13 protein-coding genes and 1 riboswitch are annotated in these 16,481 nt (G+C 71.8%); of the genes, 8 read left to right on the forward strand and 5 right to left on the reverse strand.

The features are described from left to right. Positions 1-75: 75 nt before the first annotated feature. The 5 genes from RLT58_RS04415 (at position 76) to RLT58_RS04435 (ending at position 7,221) form a co-directional block, all read left to right on the forward strand. The gene (locus RLT58_RS04415; protein ID WP_311309062.1) at positions 76-1,197 is read left to right on the forward strand and encodes an ABC transporter permease; all 1,122 of its coding nucleotides are present in this window, start codon (positions 76-78) and stop codon (positions 1,195-1,197) included. After that, entirely contained in the window at positions 1,194-2,165 is a 972-nt protein-coding gene (locus RLT58_RS04420) for a carbohydrate ABC transporter permease (protein WP_311309063.1), read from the forward strand. The genes RLT58_RS04415 and RLT58_RS04420 overlap by 4 nt, the downstream gene beginning before the upstream one ends. An 83-nt stretch (positions 2,166-2,248) precedes the next feature. After that, the gene (locus RLT58_RS04425) at positions 2,249-4,225 is read left to right on the forward strand and encodes a beta-galactosidase (RefSeq protein ID WP_311309064.1); all 1,977 of its coding nucleotides are present in this window, start codon (positions 2,249-2,251) and stop codon (positions 4,223-4,225) included. Continuing rightward, positions 4,222-6,468 carry a glycosyl hydrolase family 95 catalytic domain-containing protein gene (locus tag RLT58_RS04430; protein ID WP_311309065.1) on the forward strand — a complete coding sequence of 749 codons (2,247 nt, stop codon included), beginning with the start codon at positions 4,222-4,224 and terminating at the stop codon, positions 6,466-6,468. Before RLT58_RS04425 ends, RLT58_RS04430 begins: the two co-directional genes overlap by 4 nt. A 39-nt stretch (positions 6,469-6,507) precedes the next feature. Then, positions 6,508-7,221 (forward strand): GH12 family glycosyl hydrolase domain-containing protein, encoded by a 714-nt coding sequence (locus RLT58_RS04435; RefSeq protein ID WP_311309066.1) that lies wholly within the window; start codon positions 6,508-6,510, stop codon positions 7,219-7,221. A 48-nt stretch (positions 7,222-7,269) separates the two neighbouring features. Here RLT58_RS04435 and RLT58_RS04440 read toward each other — a convergent pair whose 3' ends face one another. After that, a complete protein-coding gene (locus tag RLT58_RS04440) occupies positions 7,270-8,277 on the reverse strand; it encodes a LacI family DNA-binding transcriptional regulator (RefSeq protein WP_311309067.1) in 1,008 nt (335 codons plus the stop codon). Between the two features lie 281 nt (positions 8,278-8,558). Between RLT58_RS04440 and RLT58_RS04445 the strand changes: the two genes are divergently transcribed. The 3 genes from RLT58_RS04445 to RLT58_RS04455 all read left to right on the forward strand — a co-directional run bounded on the left by RLT58_RS04445 (position 8,559) and on the right by RLT58_RS04455 (position 11,013). After that, the gene (locus RLT58_RS04445) at positions 8,559-9,101 is read left to right on the forward strand and encodes a hypothetical protein (RefSeq protein ID WP_311309068.1); all 543 of its coding nucleotides are present in this window, start codon (positions 8,559-8,561) and stop codon (positions 9,099-9,101) included. Positions 9,102-9,244: 143 nt separating this feature from the next. Continuing rightward, a complete protein-coding gene (locus RLT58_RS04450; protein ID WP_311309069.1) occupies positions 9,245-10,351 on the forward strand; it encodes a sensor histidine kinase in 1,107 nt (368 codons plus the stop codon). Continuing rightward, a complete protein-coding gene (locus RLT58_RS04455; protein WP_311309070.1) occupies positions 10,348-11,013 on the forward strand; it encodes a response regulator transcription factor in 666 nt (221 codons plus the stop codon). The genes RLT58_RS04450 and RLT58_RS04455 overlap by 4 nt, the downstream gene beginning before the upstream one ends. 29 nt (positions 11,014-11,042) lie before the next feature. On the opposite strand, the gene RLT58_RS04460 is transcribed toward RLT58_RS04455, so the two are convergent. The 4 genes from RLT58_RS04460 to RLT58_RS04475 form a co-directional block, all read right to left on the reverse strand. Further along, positions 11,043-12,296: a cytochrome P450 family protein gene (locus tag RLT58_RS04460; protein ID WP_311309071.1), complete on the reverse strand. Its 1,254-nt coding sequence runs from the start codon at positions 12,294-12,296 to the stop codon at positions 11,043-11,045. Next, positions 12,293-13,585, reverse strand: a complete 1,293-nt coding sequence (locus RLT58_RS04465) for a cytochrome P450 family protein (protein ID WP_311309072.1) — start codon at positions 13,583-13,585, stop codon at positions 12,293-12,295. Before RLT58_RS04465 ends, RLT58_RS04460 begins: the two co-directional genes overlap by 4 nt. A gap of 153 nt (positions 13,586-13,738) precedes the next feature. Further along, positions 13,739-14,137 (reverse strand): hypothetical protein, encoded by a 399-nt coding sequence (locus RLT58_RS04470; RefSeq protein ID WP_311309073.1) that lies wholly within the window; start codon positions 14,135-14,137, stop codon positions 13,739-13,741. Positions 14,138-14,186: 49 nt separating this feature from the next. Further along, positions 14,187-14,296, reverse strand: a riboswitch (SAM riboswitch). A gap of 111 nt (positions 14,297-14,407) precedes the next feature. Then, positions 14,408-16,474: a phosphocholine-specific phospholipase C gene (locus RLT58_RS04475; RefSeq protein WP_311309074.1), complete on the reverse strand. Its 2,067-nt coding sequence runs from the start codon at positions 16,472-16,474 to the stop codon at positions 14,408-14,410. Between the last annotated feature and the right edge of the window lie 7 nt (positions 16,475-16,481).

A 16,481-nucleotide genomic window follows, 5' to 3' on the forward strand; every position in this document is an offset into this window, starting at 1 on the left:
GCGGGACAGCGAGAGGGCCGCCGGACGCATCGAGCCCGGCGGCCGGGGCGGAGGGCACGACATGGGGAGCACACGGTGAAGCCACGGGCCACGGTCACGACCGACCCGGACCGCACACCCGACGGGGCGGGCGCCCCGGCCGGCAGGAGCGGCATCGGTGACGTCGGCAGGGACGACGGCGAAGGGAAGGGCGGTCGCACGGGCAGGTCCCGGGCGACCGGCCCCGGCCGTCCCCGTACGGCGAAGAGGAGGGGAACGACGGGCGGCGGCCCGCAGGCCGGCGGCATCACCTGGCGCCGGCGGCTGCGGCGCGACCGCACGCTGATCCTGATGACGCTGCCGGCCGTCGCGCTGCTGCTGGTCTTCAACTACATCCCGCTGCTCGGGAACATCGTGGCCTTCCAGGACTACGACGTGTACGACCTGGGCATCACCGGCAGCCCCTTCGTCGGGTTCGACAACTTCACCCGGATCTTCGAGGACTACCGCTTCTGGGAAGTCCTCATCAACACCCTGGTCATCTTCGTCACCCAGCTCGTCCTGTTCTTCCCCGTCCCGATCGCCGTCGCGCTGCTGCTGAACACGATCATGAGCGCGCGGGTCCGGGCCTGGGTGCAGGCCGTCGTCTATCTGCCGCACTTCTTCTCCTGGGTCCTCGTCGTCACCGTCTTCCAGCAGATGTTCGGCGGCGCCGGTCTGGTCGCCCAGTGGCTGCGCGAACACGGCCACGAGGGGTTCGACCTGATGACGAATCCGGGGTTCTTCAAATTCCTGGTCAGCGCCCAGGCGGTGTGGAAGGACGCGGGCTGGGGCGTGATCGTCTTCCTCGCCGCGCTCGCCGCCGTCAACACCGATCTGTACGAGGCCGCAGCCGTGGACGGGGCGGGCCGCTGGCGGCGCATGTGGCACGTCACGCTGCCGGCGCTGCGCCCGGTCATCGCGCTGCTGCTCGTCCTGCGGGTGGGCAGTGCGCTGAACCTCGACTTCGAGCAGATCCTGCTCCAGCGCGACCAGGTCGGCGCCGGGGCCTCGGAAATCCTGGACACCTACATCTGGTGGACAGGCATCAAGACCGGCGACTTCGGCTACGCGGCCGCCGCCGGCATCTTCAAGGGGCTGTTCAGCGTCGCCATGGTGCTGGGTGCCAACAAGGTCGCCCACATGCTGGGTGAGCAGGGGGTGTACTCCAAGAAATGACAACTCTCCAGGACCACGGGAAGGACCCGGCCGTTCCCGCGCCCCGTACGCGCACTCCGCTCCGGCGCGCCCTGCGCGTCGAACCGCGCCCGGTGTGGGAGGAGGAGCCCACCAGGGCCGGACTCGCCTTCAAGGGCTTCGGCCTCGTCGCGATCTGCGCGGTCGTCGTCGTCCCGATCTGGGTCGTGCTCGTCACCAGCCTCTCCGACACCGGAACCATCAACGACGCGGGCGGGCTGGTCGTCTGGCCCAAGCACCTCACGTTCGTCGCGTACAAGGAGCTGCTGAGCGGGGGTGCGGTGACCCGGGCTGCTGCCGTGAGCGTGGGCCTGACCGTCGTCGGCACGGCGGTCAGCATGGCGGTCTCGATCCTGTGCGCGTACGGGCTCAGCCGCCGCGACTCGTACGCACACCGTCCGCTGCTGATGACCCTGATGGCGACGATGTTCTTCGGCGCCGGTCTCATCCCGACGTATCTGCTGGTCACAGGTATCGGACTGAGCGACAGCTACTGGTCGATGATCCTGCCCAGCGCGATCAGCGTCTTCAATGTGCTGGTTTTGCGCGGCTTCTTCATGGACACCGCGCCCGAACTCATCGACGCGGCCCGCATCGACGGCGCCGGTGAGTGGCGGATCCTGTTCCGGATCATCATGCCGCTGTCGCGTGCGGTGATCGCGGTGATCTCGCTGTTCTACGCGGTCGGCTACTGGAGCCAGTGGTTCAACGCGATGCTCTACATCCAGGACAGCGAGAAGTACCCGCTCCAGATGATCCTGCGCCAGCTGGTCCTCCAGCACCAGGTGCCGCCGGGTGCGATGGGCGCGGCCGTCAGCAGCGGGGCGATCAACAGCCTCTCGGTGCAGATGGCCGTCATGATCCTCGCGCTGATCCCGGTCGCGGTGCTGTCGCCGTTCGTCCAGAAGCACTTCCAGAAGGGCATGCTCACCGGCGCCGTGAAGGGCTGACCCCACGTCCGCGGCCGTGTCCGGCTGGGCACCGACGGCTGCGGCATCCAGTACGCGGAACCCCGGTAAGGAAGCGAGACGCCATGCCGTCCCTGCGCGACGCGGCCCGTGGCCGCATCCTCTTCGGAGGAGACTACAACCCCGAGCAGTGGCCCGAGGAGGTGTGGGAGGACGACGCCCGGCTGATGAAGGAGGCCGGGGTCAACTCCGTCACCCTCGGCGTCTTCTCCTGGGCGAAGATCGAACCACGCCCAGGAGCAAGGGAGTTCGGCTGGCTGGACCGGCTGATGGACCTGATGCACGCCCACGGCATCGGCGTCGTGCTGGCAACCCCGACCGCGTCCCCGCCGCCGTGGATGGGCGCGCGGCACCCGGAGACGCTGCCGCGCACGGAGGACGGCTCGGTCGTCTGGTACGGCTCGCGCCAGCAGTTCTGCGCCAGCTCACCGGTCTACCGGCGCTGTGCGGCCGCCCTGACGGAGGACCTCGCGGCGCGGTACGCGGAGCACCCGGCGCTCACCGTGTGGCACATCAACAACGAGTACTGCACCCAGTGCTGGTGCGACGGGACGGCGGCCCACTTCCGCCGCTGGCTGCGCAGCCGCTACCGCACGCTCGACGCGCTCAACGAGGCGTGGGGGACGGCGTTCTGGAGCCAGCGCTACGACGCGTGGCAGGAGATCCTGCCACCGCGCAAGGCGCAGTACATGCGGAACCCGGCCCAGGTGCTGGACTTCAGACGGTTCACCTCCGACGCCCTGATGGAGTGCTACGTCGCGGAGCGGGACATCGTCGCCCGGCACACCCCGCACATCCCGGTGACGACGAACTTCATGCCGCTGTGGTCGGGGCAGGACGCCTGGGCGTGGTCGGCCCAGGAGGACATCGTCTCCGTGGACATCTATCCCGACCCCAAGGACCCGCAGGGCGGCCAGTACAACGCGATGCTCGCCGACATGACGCGTTCGCAGGCCGCCGGCCCGTGGATGCTGATGGAACAGGCGGCCGGGCCGGTCAACTGGCGGGCCGTCAACCATCCCAAGCCCGAGGGCCTGAACCGCCTCTGGTCGCTCCAGTCGGTGGCGCGCGGCGCGGACGCCGTCTGCTACTTCCAGTGGCGCCAGTCCCGGCAGGGCTCGGAGAAGTTCCACTCCGGGATGCTCACCCACGCCGGGGAGCACGGCCGCACGTTCCGCGAGGTCAAGCGGATCGGCGCGGAACTCGCCGTGCTCGGCCCGGCGGTCGGCGGCGCCGACGTCCCGGCCGATGTGGCCGTCCTGCACGACTGGGACGCCTGGTGGGCCGGCGCGCAGGAGGGCAGGCCGTCCTCGCTGCTGGACTACACCGAGGTCGTGCGGCGCTGGCACCGGGCCCTGTGGGAGAACGGCGTGGTCACGGAGTTCGCCCGGCCCGACGCCGAGCTGAGCCGGTTCAGGGTGGTCGCCGTACCGCACCTGTATCTGCTCACGGACGCGGCGATCGACAACCTGGTGGCGTACGCGCGCGGCGGCGGGCTACTGGTCTGCGGCTTCTTCACCGGGGTCGCGGACGTGGACGACCGGATCAGGCCGGGCGGGATGGACGCCCGGCTGCGCGAGCTGTTCGGGATCAGGACGCTGCACGAGTGGTGGCCGCTCGACGCGGACACGACGGTGGAGTGCGACGGCTTCCGGGGCACCCTGTGGTCCGAGGAACTGGAGGCGGCCCAGGACGCCGAGGTGGTCGCCGCCTACCGGGACGGCGAACTGGCCGGGCTCCCGGCCGTGCTGCGCCGGGGCGGGGCGGTGTACGTGTCGACGCTTCCGGAGCCCCGGGCGCTGCGGACCCTCCTCGGTGACGTGGTGCGCGAGGCCGGGGTGGAGCCGGTGCCGGCCGGGCTGCCGGACGGGGTGGAGGCGGTCCGCCGGGGCGGGCTGCTCTTCCTGCTCCACCACGGGCGGGACACGGTCACCGTGGCCGTGCCCGGTGTCCACGAGGACCTGCTGACGGGCCGGACGGCCGAGGGACGGGTGGAGCTGGGCCGCTACGGCGTCGCCGTGCTGCGGAGCGCCGCGCCGTGACCGGCCGGGCGGACATCGACGGCACGTGGGAGCCGCGCCCCGCCGCGCGCTGGGAGGACGCGTTCCTCGGCGGCAACGGCCGGCACGGGGCGATGGTGTACGGCGACCCCGCCGACGACCGGGTGATCGTGAACCACCACACCCTGGTCCGGCCCAACGGCAGCGAGCACGCCCGCCCGCCCGAGCTCGCGGACGGGCTGCACCGGATGCAGAGCGCCCTGCTCGCGGGGGACGCCGCGGCGGCGGAACGCTTCGGTGCGGGCCGCCCGCTGGTGTGGGTGCAGCCCTTCCACCCCGGCTTCCAGACCCGGCTGCGCCCGGTGCTTGGCGCGGGCGCCGAGACCCCCGGGGTCCCGGCGGACTACCGGCGCCGGATCGACTTCGCCACCGGGGAGATCACGGCGGCCGGCGGGGGCCGGTGCAGCCGGGTCTTCGTCTCGCGCGCGGACGATGTGATCGTCCAGTACGTCACCGGCCAGGGGCTCTCGGTCGACCTGACCCTGGACCACGCCCTGCCGGGGGCCCCGCCGCGCCTGGCCGTCGGGCGCGGCACCGTGCTGACTCCGGACGGCGGCCGGCTGACGCTGCGCGTGGGCTACCCGGACAGCGCGCTCGCGTACACGGGGGTGACCGTGCTGCGGACCGACGGCGGCACGGTGTCGGTGGCCGGCGAGGGCATCCGGGTCGTGGGGGCCAGGGGCCTCCTGCTGCTCACCCGGGTGCGGCGGCACGCGGGCGCCCTGGATCCCGCCGCGGAGTGCGCGGCGCTGCCCGGGGACGCCTACCCGGCGCTGCTGGCCCGGCACAGCGCACCGCACCGCCGGGCGTTCGAGCGCGCCTCCCTCACCCTCGATACGGATCCGGCCGAACGCGCCCTTCCGGGCAGCGAGTTGGTACGCAGGCCGGACAGTCCCGCCCTGCTGGAGCGGCTGTGCGCGGCCGGGCGCTACCACCTGCTCTCCTCCTGCGGTGTGCTGCCGCCCCGGCTGACCGGGCTGTGGACGGGGAGCTGGGACACCGCCTGGTCGGGCGCGTTCACCACCAACGCCAACCTCAACCTCCAGATTGCCTCGGCGGCGGCAGCGGCCCTGCCCGAGGTGTCCGAGGCGCACGGGGCGCTGGTGTACGGGCAGCTCGCCGACTGGCGGGACAACGCCCGGGCCCTCTTCGGGGCGCGGGGCGTCGTCGCCCCCTCCCACACCGACGGGGAGTCCGGCCACACCCGCCACTACCAGCGGGCGTATCCCCTGCATCTGTGGACGGCCGGGGCCGACTGGCTGCTGGAACCGCTCGTGGAGCACGCCGAGACCACCGGGGCGACGGACCCCCGGCTGGCCGGGGCGCTGCACGAAGTGGCCCTGTTCTACGAGGACTTCCTCACCCGGACCGGCCCCGACGGCAAGGTCGCCGTCGTGCCCTCGTACTCGCCGGAGAACCGTCCGGCCAACGCGAGCTGGGGCACGGTGAACGCGACGATGGACCTGGCGGCGGCCCGCCACGCGCTGACCGCGTCGGCCGCCCTCTCCCCCGCCGACCCCGCATCCGCACGGCGGCTGGCGCTGGCGGACCGGCTTCCCGGCTACCGCGTCAACGAGGACGGCGCCCTCGCCGAGTGGGCGTGGCCGGGCCTGGCGGAGACGTACGACCACCGCCACCTCAGCCACCTGTACCCGGTGTGGCCGCTGGACGCGATCAATCCGTACGACACCCCCGCCCTGGCCACCGCCGCGCACCGGGCGCTGGAACTGCGCGGCGCGGAGAACGACTCCGCCCACGGGCATCTGCACCATGCCCTGATCGCCGCACGGCTGCGGGACGGCGCCCGCGCGTCGGCCGCGCTGGCGGCCGTGCTCGCGGGCGACTTCTTCCACGACTCCCTGATGAGCGCGCACTACCCGCACCGCGACGTGTACAACGCGGACGCCGCACACGCCCTGCCCGCCGCGGTCATCGAGTCGCTCGTCCAGTCCACCCCGCACCGCCTGGTGCTGCTGCCCGCGCCGCCGGCCGGCTACCCCAGCGGTCAACTGCGCGGCATACGTACCAGGTTCGGCGCCGTGCTCGATCTGCGCTGGTCCGCCGACGGCACCGCGACGGCGGTGCTGCGCCCCACCCGTGACGCCCGGATCGACGTCCGTACGGGCCACGGGAGCACCCTCACCGATTCCTCCGCCGGAACCCCCTCGGCCCCTCTGGAGCTGACGGCCGGCGTGGACCGCGTCCTCGCACTGGGGCCGCGGTAGCACGTCCCCCCACCCATCACCACCATGGAAGGGACAACCATGGCACGACGTACCCGCACCCTCAGCAGGCTCCTACTGGCTCCCGCTGCGGCGGTGGCCGCCCTCGTCGGCTTCGCCGCCGCCCCCGCCCAGGCCGCGGTCTGGTCCTCGTCGGACCAGTGGGGCAACTACACCACCTCCGACGGCTACACCCTCTACAACAACATCTGGGGCTCCGGCGCCGGTGCGCAGTCGATATGGGCCAACTCCTCCGGCAACTGGGGGGTCTGGGCCGACCACCCGAACACCGGCGGCATCAAGTCGTACCCCAACGCCAAGAAGGTGGTCAACAAGTCCCTCACCTCGCTGTCGTCGCTCACCAGCACCTACAACGTCACCGTCCCGTCGTCGGGTGCCTACAACACCTCGTACGACATCTGGGACACCGACTACGACTACGAGGTGATGCTCTGGGTCAACTACAACGGGGCCGTGGGCCCGCTCGGCACCTCGCAGGGCACGGTCACGCTCGGCGGTCACACCTGGACGGTCTACAAGGGCGACAACGGGGCCAACCAGGTGTTCTCGTTCCTGCGCACCTCGGACTCCACCTCGGGAACGGTGGACATCCTGCCGATCCTGAAGTGGATCAAGGACACCAAGGGCTGGTGGGGCAACGAGACCATCGGTGACGTCCAGTTCGGCTACGAGATCACGTCGTCGCCGGGCGGGCTGGACTTCACGACGAACGGATTCGGCGTCTCGTCCGGCTGAGCCGTACGCACAGGAGCCGGCCCCCGCGGGACGGGGGCCGGCTCGGGCTCACACCGGAGCGGGCCCGGTGCTCTCCCGTACCGTCAGCTCGGGCGCCAGCAGCTCGACTTCGTCCGTGTCCCGGCCGGAGAGCTTGGCGACGACCTGTTCGACGGAGCGGCGGCCCATCTCCTGCGCGGGGATCGCCACCGAGGTCAGCCGCACCGAGGCCTGGGAGGCCACCGGCTCGGGACAGATCGCGACCACCGACACATCCTCGGGCACTGCCCGGCCCTGCTGCCGCAGCAGATTCAGGAGCGGCTCCACGGCGGACTCGTTCTGCACGATGAAACCGGTGGTGCCCGGGCGCTCGTCGAAGATCCGCGCCAGGGTCTGGGCCATCGCCGCGTAGCCGCCCTCGCAGGGCCGGTGCAGGACGCGCACCCCGGTCTCCTGCGCCTTGGCCCGCACCCCGTCCACGGTCCGCTCGGCGAATCCGGTGTGCCGCTCGTACACCGCGGCGGCCTCGCCGATGACGGCGATCTCGCGGTGGCCGAGGCCGGCCAGGTGTTCCACGCAGAGCGCGCCGGTCGCCTCGAAGTCGAGGTCCACACAGGTCAGTCCCGCGGTGTCGGCGGGCAGTCCGATGAGCACGGCGGCCCGGTCGGTCTCGCGGAGCAACGGCAGCCGCTCGTCGTGGAGTTCGACGTCCATCAGGATCATCGCGTCGGCCAGCGAGCTCCCGGCGATCCGCCGCACGGCCGCCGGGCCCTCCTCGCCGGTGAGGAGCAGGACGTCGTAGCCGTGGGTGCGGGCGGTGGTGGCCACCGCGATGGCGATCTCCATCATCACGGGCACGTACATGTCGGTGCGCAGGGGCACCATGAGGGCGATGATGTTGGACCGGCTGCTCGCGAGCGCCCGCGCACCGGCGTTGGGGTGGTACCCGAGCTGCTGGATGCTCTGCTCCACCCGCTCGCGGGTGGGCCCGGAGATGGAGCGCTTCCCACTGAGGACGTAGCTCACCGTGCTCGCCGAGACTCCGGCGTGCTGCGCGACCTCGGCCAGGGTGACCATTCAGCTCTCCATCACGGGACGACGTCGGACACCGGCTCGGCCGGATACGGCGAAACGCGGGCGAAGCGCTTCGACTCACCGCTGTCCGCCTGCGGTACACATCGGATGACGCGAGCCTAGACCTGCACGCACAGCGTGTCCATAGCACTGTCGAAGCGCTTCGACTCCCTGACCGCACCACGACGGGCGCTACCGCCACGATATGCCGGGCGCCGATCTCCACCCGTCGTTCCACCCATGGGTCCAGGTGCGGGAGCCCGCGCGACAGCAGTCTTGAGGGCATGACAACCAGCGACTGGATCACCGACATCGCCCTCGTCCTGATCGTCTTCCGGCAGCTGCGGGAAGGCCGGCTGGACCTCAAGACCTTCCTGCTCCCCCTGGGGATCGTGGCCTTCGTGGCGCACTCCTACCTGCACAGCGTGCCCACCGCGGGCAACGACCTGGTGCTGATCGGCGCGCTGATGGCCGTCGGCGCGGCCCTCGGCATCGCCGGCGGCGTCTGCACCCGCGTCCGGGCGGCGGGCGAGCACCTGCTGATCAAGGCCGGCGCGGTCTCCGCGGTCCTGTGGGTGCTCGGCATGGGCGCCCGGATGGGCTTCCAGGTCTGGGTCTCGCACGGCGGGGGCGCCGACGACGTGGCGCGGTTCAGCATCGCCCACCACATCACCACGGATCAGGCCTGGGTCGCCGCCTTCGTCCTGATGGCGCTCACCGAGGTCGTCACACGGCTCGCGACGATCTTCGTGAGGAGCCGGCTGGTCACCCGGCCCGGTGCGCGTGATGCGGCGACGCCCGCGCCCGCCTTCGACCGCACGGCCTGACCGTGGGCTATGGTCACGCCGTGCCCGAAGCAGAGAGCAGCCCCGAAGGCCGGGACGCGCCCACCACGTGGCACGGCCCCGGCCCGGGGCCTTCCCCGCACGGGGAGCCCCGCCCCCGGCCCGTTCCCGGCCATGACCCCCGTGTGCAGTGGGTTCTGACACTGTTCGTGATCGGCGCCGCCTTCGCGACGGTCCGCCCGCTCGGTCTCGAAGGCCGGGGTCTCGCGGTCGCGGCGCTCCTCGTGGTCAACTCCCTGGCGCTGGCGGCCCGGCACCTGCCCGAGGCCGGGGTCCCGCCCCGCGCGGACCTGGTCTGGATGACGCTCGGCATCGTCGCCGCGGCCGCCCTGATCGGCGTCAGCCGCAGCGGTTCGAGCTACCTCTTCGCGTACTTCCTCGTGGGCCACGCCGGATTCCGGCTGCCGGTCGGGCGGGCCGTCACCCTCGCGGTGCTGTGCAGCCTGCTGTGCGGCGGCGTCCTGTACTTCCGCATCGGCCCCGGCCACCACCTGCTGCCCTGGGCCCTCGGCCTGACCACCGGCCTCCCGGTCGTGGTGGGGATCGTCAACCGCAGCCGCCGGCGCGCCGTGACGGCGGCGATCGAGGCGGCCGAGTCCGCCGAGCGGGCGGCCCGCGCCGAGGCCCGTACCGCCGTCCTGACCGAGCGCGGCCGGATCGCCCGTGATGTGCACGACGTCCTCGCCCACTCCCTGGCCGGCATCAACATGCAGCTGGAACTGGCGGACGCGCTGCTCGACACCGGAGATCTGGAGAAGGTCCGCGCGGCGAACCAGAAGGCGCACAGCATGGTCAAGGAGAGCCTGAAACAGGCCCAGTGGACCGTGCACGCCCTGCGCGAGGACTCCCTGCCCCTGGTCGAGAGCCTGACCGCGCTGATCGACTCCTCGGGACACCGCGACGCCCTCACCGTCACCGGGACCGTCCGGGAGGTGCCGTCCCGGGCCACGCAGAACCTGCTGCGGATCGCTCAGGAGTCGCTGACCAACGCCGCGCGGCACGCGCCCGGCGGCGAGGTCAGGGTGGAGCTGGCGTTCGCCGCCGGATCGACGACACTGAAGGTCCGCAACAGTCCGGCGACCCGTGCGGTGCGCACGGGCGTCGGCAGCGGGATGGGGCTGATCGGCATGCGCGAGAGGGCCGCCCTGCTGGGCGGGACGATCACCGCGGGCCCGGTCACCGAGGGACCGGACGAGGGCGGCTGGCAAGTGGAGGCAGTGATTCCGGGATGAACGAACCGATGCGGAGCACCGGGCGGTTGCGGGTCGTGGTGGCCGACGACCAGGCCGCCGTACGCGAGCCACTGGCCGCGGTCCTCGGCCTGGCCGAGGACATCGACGTCGTCGCGGCCGCCGCGGACGGTACGGAGGTGCTCGCCGCGGTCGCCGCCGGGCCGGTGGACGTGGTCCTCATGGACCTGCGGATGCCCGTCATGGACGGCACCGAGGCGACCCGGCGGCTCACCGAGGAGCACCCGGAGGTGGCCGTCGTGGTCCTGACCACCTTCGCCGACGACGACTCCGTCCTCGCCGCGCTGAGCGCGGGGGCCCGCGGCTACCTCACCAAGAACGCGGGGCGTCGAGACATCACCCGCGCGATCCGCGCCGCCGCCGCCGGACAGTCCGTGCTCGACCGCGAGGTCCAGGACCGCCTCCTCGCCACGGTCCGCACCAAGTCCCCGGCGCCCGGACAGCAGCTGCCCGCCGACCTCACGCCCCGCGAGCGCGAGGTCCTCACCCTGATCGGCCGGGGCCTGCCGAACCGGGCCATCGCGGAGAAGCTCTTCATCAGCGAGGCCACGGTGAAGACGCACATCAACAATCTCTTCGCCAAGGCGGACATCAAGGACCGCGCCGACGCGGTACGCCGTGCGATCGGGGCGGGCCTGGCCTGACGGCCCGAGGCGAACGGCGCGGCCCGGACTCAGGCGTTGAGCAGAACGGGGAACGCCTCCATGTCGTTCTGCGTCATCACGGGCAGCTTGCGCAGTTCCGCGTCCGGCACGGCGAGCCGCAGCTCCGGGAAGCGGGCGAAGAGCGCCGGCAGGGCGATCCCCGCCTCGATGCGGGAGAGCGCCGCGCCGGGGCAGATGTGCGGGCCGTGGCCGAAGGTCATGTGCCGGACGGGGGTGGGGCGGGTGATGTCGAAGGCGTCGGCGTCGGGGCCGTGCTGCTCGGGGTCGCGGCCGATCGCCCGGTAGGAGACGACCACGCCCTCGCCCTTGGCGATGACCCCGTCGCCCACCTCGATGTCCTCGGTGGCGAACCGCATCAGCAGATGGGTGGTCGGGGTGTCCCACCGCAGCGTCTCCTCGATCACGGTCTCCCAGGAGACCTCCCCGTCGAGGACGGTCCGCAGCTGGCCGGGGTGGGCCAGCAGGGCGCGTACCGCGTTGAGGATGAGCCCGATCGTGGTCTCGTGCCCGGCCGCGACCATCGCCTTGAGGTTGCCGACCACCTCTTCCTCGGTCAGCGGCGCACCGCCCTCGTCGGCCAGGATCAGCGCGGAGGTGAGGTCGTCGGTGGGCCGGGCGGTCTTCTCGCGTACGAGCCCGGCGTAGAAGACGTCCAGGTCGGCGAGGAGGGCCAGGCGCTCGTCCTGCGGGGTGAGCATCGAGAAGAAGGCCTTGTACTGGCGCGTCAGCATGGCGTTCGCGGCGGGATCGACGCCCATCAGCATGCCGACGACCCGCATGGGCAGCGGCTGCGCGAAGACGGACTTGAGGTCGACGACCGCCCCGTCCCTGCCGCCCTCGGCGAGCGCGTCCAGCAGTTCCTCGGTGAACTTCTCGATGTCGGGACGGATCGCCTCCAGCCGGCGGGGCGTGAGCGCCTGGGAGGTCTTGGTCCGCAGCCGCCGGTGCTCTTCACCGTCGACGGTGAACATGGACCGGCCCGCGTCGATCATCCCGATGAGCGGCCACGCGTGCGTGACCTCGCCGCTCTGCCACAGGCCCCAGGCGTCGAGGTCCTTGACCAGCCGTGGATCGACCAGGAGCCGGCGGGCGTCCGCGTGCCGGGTGAGGGTCCAGGCCGGTACGCCGAGCAGCTCGATCCGGGCCAGCGGTCCGGCCTCGCGCAGCCGTGCCGTCTCACCGTCCAGGTCCTGGACCATCGGGTCGATGACGACGGTTCCGCCGTCGTGGGCCGCTGCCGCAGCGGCGTGGGGGCAGTTCACGAGAGGTCTCCTGTCGTACGGACGGGGGTGAACCGAACAGGGAGCGAGACAGTGCCTCGCAGGAACGCGGAGGGCCGTCGTACGAGGGCGCCGACGGGGACGTCGAGGCGGAGGTCGGGCAGCCGGTCGAGCAGGACCTCGATGCCGGTCCGGGCGATGGTCTCGGCGATCTCCTGGGCGGGGAAGGGGCACCGGTACTCGCCGTGGCTGAAGGCGAGATGGGCGCCGTTGCCGCCCCGCGCCGCCGCTCCGGCGCCAAAGACGCCCTGGCGGATGAGGGGATCGGTGTTCGCCGCGCCCAGTCCGAGCAGCAGCATGTCCCCGGCCCCGATCCGCTGTCCGCCGAGGTCGGTGTCGCGTACGGCCCAGCGTCCGGCGAGGATCTGGGTGGGCGTGTCCTCCCAGAGCACCTCGTTCATGGCCTCGCCGATGCTGCGCCGGCCGCCGGCCATGGAGTCGGCGAACTCGTCCTCGGTGAGCATGAGCCGCAGGGAGTTGCTGATCCAGTCGGCGGTGGTGAGGTGCCCGGCGGCCGTGACGGCCATCAGGTCGAGCACGTACTCCTCGTCGGTGAACGCCTCGGGGAAGGCGAGCATGCGGGAGGTCACGTCGTTCCCGGGCTCGGTCCGTTTCGCGGCAAGCAGCCGGGCCATGTGTTCCCCGAACCGCAGATGGGCGCTCTGCGCGTCCGGGCCGCCGTCGGCCAGGTCCTTCAACACCCGGGCGATGCCGGCGCCTTCGGCGTCGGGGAACCCGACAAGGCGGGCGAGGACGAGGACGGGAAGGGGCTCGCAGAAGTCGGCGACCAGGTCGGCCGTGCCCCGGCCGCACATCTCGTCGATGAGCCGGTCGGCCAACTGCTCGCAGTGCCTGCGGATCTCGAACGGGTCGGCGGCCTCGAGCACCGGCCCGACCATGCGGGCGTGGCGCCGGTGCTCCTCGCCCGCGCTGAAGTAGACCGAGGGCAGCGGGCGCCCCACCATCGGCAGCAGGGGCCAGTCGTCCGGAATGTGCGGCCACTGGTTCCACAGGCCCACATCGCGCGGGAACAGCCCGCCGTCACTGGTGACTTGGTGGAGCTCGCGGTACCCGATGACCAGCCAGGCGGGGAACCCGCCCGGGAGTTCCACGGGGACGACGGGGCCGTGGTCGCGCCGCATGGCGCGGTAGACGGCGTGCGGGTCGGTCCGGAAGCCGGGCCCGTCGAGCGGTACGGCCCCGGTGTGCGCCGGACAGCCGGGAGGCGGCGCGGGGGCGGACGCGGGCTCGGCGGAAGAAGGGCGCGACATGAATCCTGACTCCTGTCGACAGCGGCAAGCGTCATGATCATGCGATCAACGCACGTTCACTATAAAGACTTTAGCGACCCCAGGAACGGTCAACGGCGATCAAAAGCGCACCCTTCCGCGAGCCTTTCCGCGAGCCCTTCCACAAGGCCTGTGTCAGGTGCCCGCCCCGTCACGGTCTGGCTCGCAGAGCTCCCCGCCCTCGAAGCCGACGTTGACCAGGCCCTCCACCCGGCCCTCGCCGTCCACCAGCCTCAGCGCGTGCCACCGCTCCAGCCAGTACACCCGTCCGCGGTGCCCGGCGAGCGTCGTCCGCAGCGCGGCGGGTGCGTGGGTCCACACCCCGGGGAGGTCACCGGCGTAGTCGAAGGCGGGGCGCAGTTCGACCCATCCGTCGTCCCGGACGTCCTCGGCGGTGAGCAGGATCTCGACGGCCCGGCCCGGCTCCTGCCGGCACTTCTTCGCATGGATCCAGTGCACCTGGTGCCCTGCGGCGTACCGCGCGCACCCGTCGTTCAGGACGGAGTCGTTCCGGGGGGTGGGATGACGCAGCATGACGGAGGCTCGCCTTTCGGGACGGTGGACCCCGAGTGCCCCGCACCGCGGTCCGCTGTTCCCCGTACCCTGCGCACGGGGCAGGTCGTCACCCGGAGCACCCGCAGCGGAGCGGGGTGCCGTCCAGCAAGCCGGGGCTGCGCACTGGAACTCATGACCCGGAGAAAACTCTAACCCAGGCGGGGCGGGGCGGGCCGACGGGTGGTCAGGAGTACACAGGACTGCAACAGCCCCGCGTGCTCCCTCCCACCCGTGCGGTGCGGCCGCTGCTCAGCCGGTGACGAGACCGGGGTCGCTGGTGCCGCTCTCGCCCGTCTCGACGTGCCCGGCGAAGCGCCGCAGGAACGTCGTGTCCGCGTCGGAGACGACGGTGACGTCGTACCAGCGCTTGCTTTCCCGCAGGTCAAGGGAGTGCTGCACCGTCGCACCCGCGCGCACGGCGAACGTCTGGTCCGCTCCCCCGTAGCCGGCCGCGCTGCGGACGGTCAGGTTGACGGTGCCGGCGCCGGCGTTGGTGAAGGTGAGGTCCAGCCCTCCGGTGGTGCCGTTGTGACGTGCCGTCACCTCGGGTCCGGCCGTCTTGCCGGGGCCCCGGAAGGTGCGCAGGAAGCCGTTCGGCCCGTGGACGGTGAGGTCGGTCACTCCGCCGGAGTAGACGGTGTTCCAGCTGTCCGCGATCGTCTTGCCCGCCTCGGTGGTGTACGTCCAGGGCCCGTCGGTGCGGTTGGGGGACGTCACCAGGAACTGCGCACCGGCCGCCGCCCCGCCGCTGAAGGTCAGGCGGTACTTCCCGGCGGCGATGTCGGCGGCCCCGTCGGCCAGGGGCGCGTAGGGCAGCGGACGGGTGGGACGTGCCCCGCGCTCCTGCTTGGGCACACTGCCGGTCGCGGGCGGCGCCGGTACGTAGTCGGGGTGGCGTCCCTTGTCCGGCGGCTCGTAGGCGGCCGTGGACGGCAGGGAGACGTCCGAGGTGTCCGCGTTCCCGAAGTCGAAGGCGGAGGTGAGGTCGCCGCAGACGGCCCGCCGCCACGGCGAGATGTTGGGCTCGTGGACCCCGAAGCGCTCTTCGATGAACCGGATGACGGAGGTGTGGTCGAAGACCTCCGAGCAGGCGTAGCCACCGGTGCTCCACGGAGACACCACCAACATCGGCACCCGCTGGCCGAGCCCGTACGGGCCGGCCGAGTAGCGCGCGTCGCCCGGGAAGTAGTCGGCGGTGGTGTCCACGGTGGACAGCCCCTGGGCGGCCCCGGACGGCACGTACGGCGGCACGACGTGGTCGAAGAAGCCGTCGTTCTCGTCGTACGTGATGAACAGCGCGGTCCGGCCCCAGACCTCCGGGTCCGCGGTCAGCGCGTCGAGCACCTGCGAGATGTACCAGGCACCGTAGTTGGCGGGCCAGTTGGGGTGCTCGCTGTAGGCCTCCGGGGCGACGACCCAGGACACCTTGGGCAGCGTCCCGGCCGCGATGTCGGCCTTCAGGTCGTCGAGGAGCCCGTCCCCGCCCTTGAGGTCGGAGCCGGTCCGCGCCTTGTCGTACAGAGGGTCGCCCGGCTCGGCATCGCGGTAACTGTTGAAGTAGAGAAGCGAGTTGTCGCCGTACGTCCCCCGGTAGGCGTCGTTGATCCAGCCCCAGGAACCGTCGGCGTCGAGCCCGTCCCCCACGTCCTGGTAGATCTTCCAGGAGACCCCGGCCTTCTCCAGCCGCTCCGGGTAGGTCGTCCAGCCGTACCCCGCCTCGTCGTTGCCGAGCACGGGACCGCCACCGGTGCCGTCGTTGCCGGTGTACCCGCTCCACAGGTAGTAGCGGTTCGGGTCGGTCGATCCGATGAACGAGCAGTGGTACGCGTCGCAGACGGTGAACGCGTCGGCCAGCGCGTAGTGGAACGGTATGTCCTCACGCGTGAGGTGGGCCATCGTCGTCGCCGTCTTGGCGGGCACCCACTGGTCGTACTTGCCCTTGTTGAACGCCCGGTGCCCGCCCGCCCAGTCGTGGTTCAGGTCCTGGAGGAACTGCAGCCCGAGCTTGTCGGCCTGCGGCCGGAAGGGCAGCACCTCCTTGCCGGCGCTGTCCGCCTGATGCCACACCGGCTTCCCGCTGGGCAGCGTGACGGGCCGCGGATCACCGAACCCCCGCACGCCCTTCATGGTGCCGAAGTAGTGATCGAAGGAACGATTCTCCTGCATCAGTACGACGACATGCTCGACATCCTGGAGCGTGCCCGTACTGCCCCGCGCCGGAAGGGAGGCGGCACGGGCGATGCTGTTCGACAGCGCACTGAGGGCGACCGTGCCGCCGGCGAGTTTCAGGAGCCGGCGGCGGTTGAGTTCTGCCATGGGTGGG

It is taken from the genome of Streptomyces sp. ITFR-16 (assembly GCF_031844705.1).
Taxonomy (GTDB): domain Bacteria; phylum Actinomycetota; class Actinomycetes; order Streptomycetales; family Streptomycetaceae; genus Streptomyces.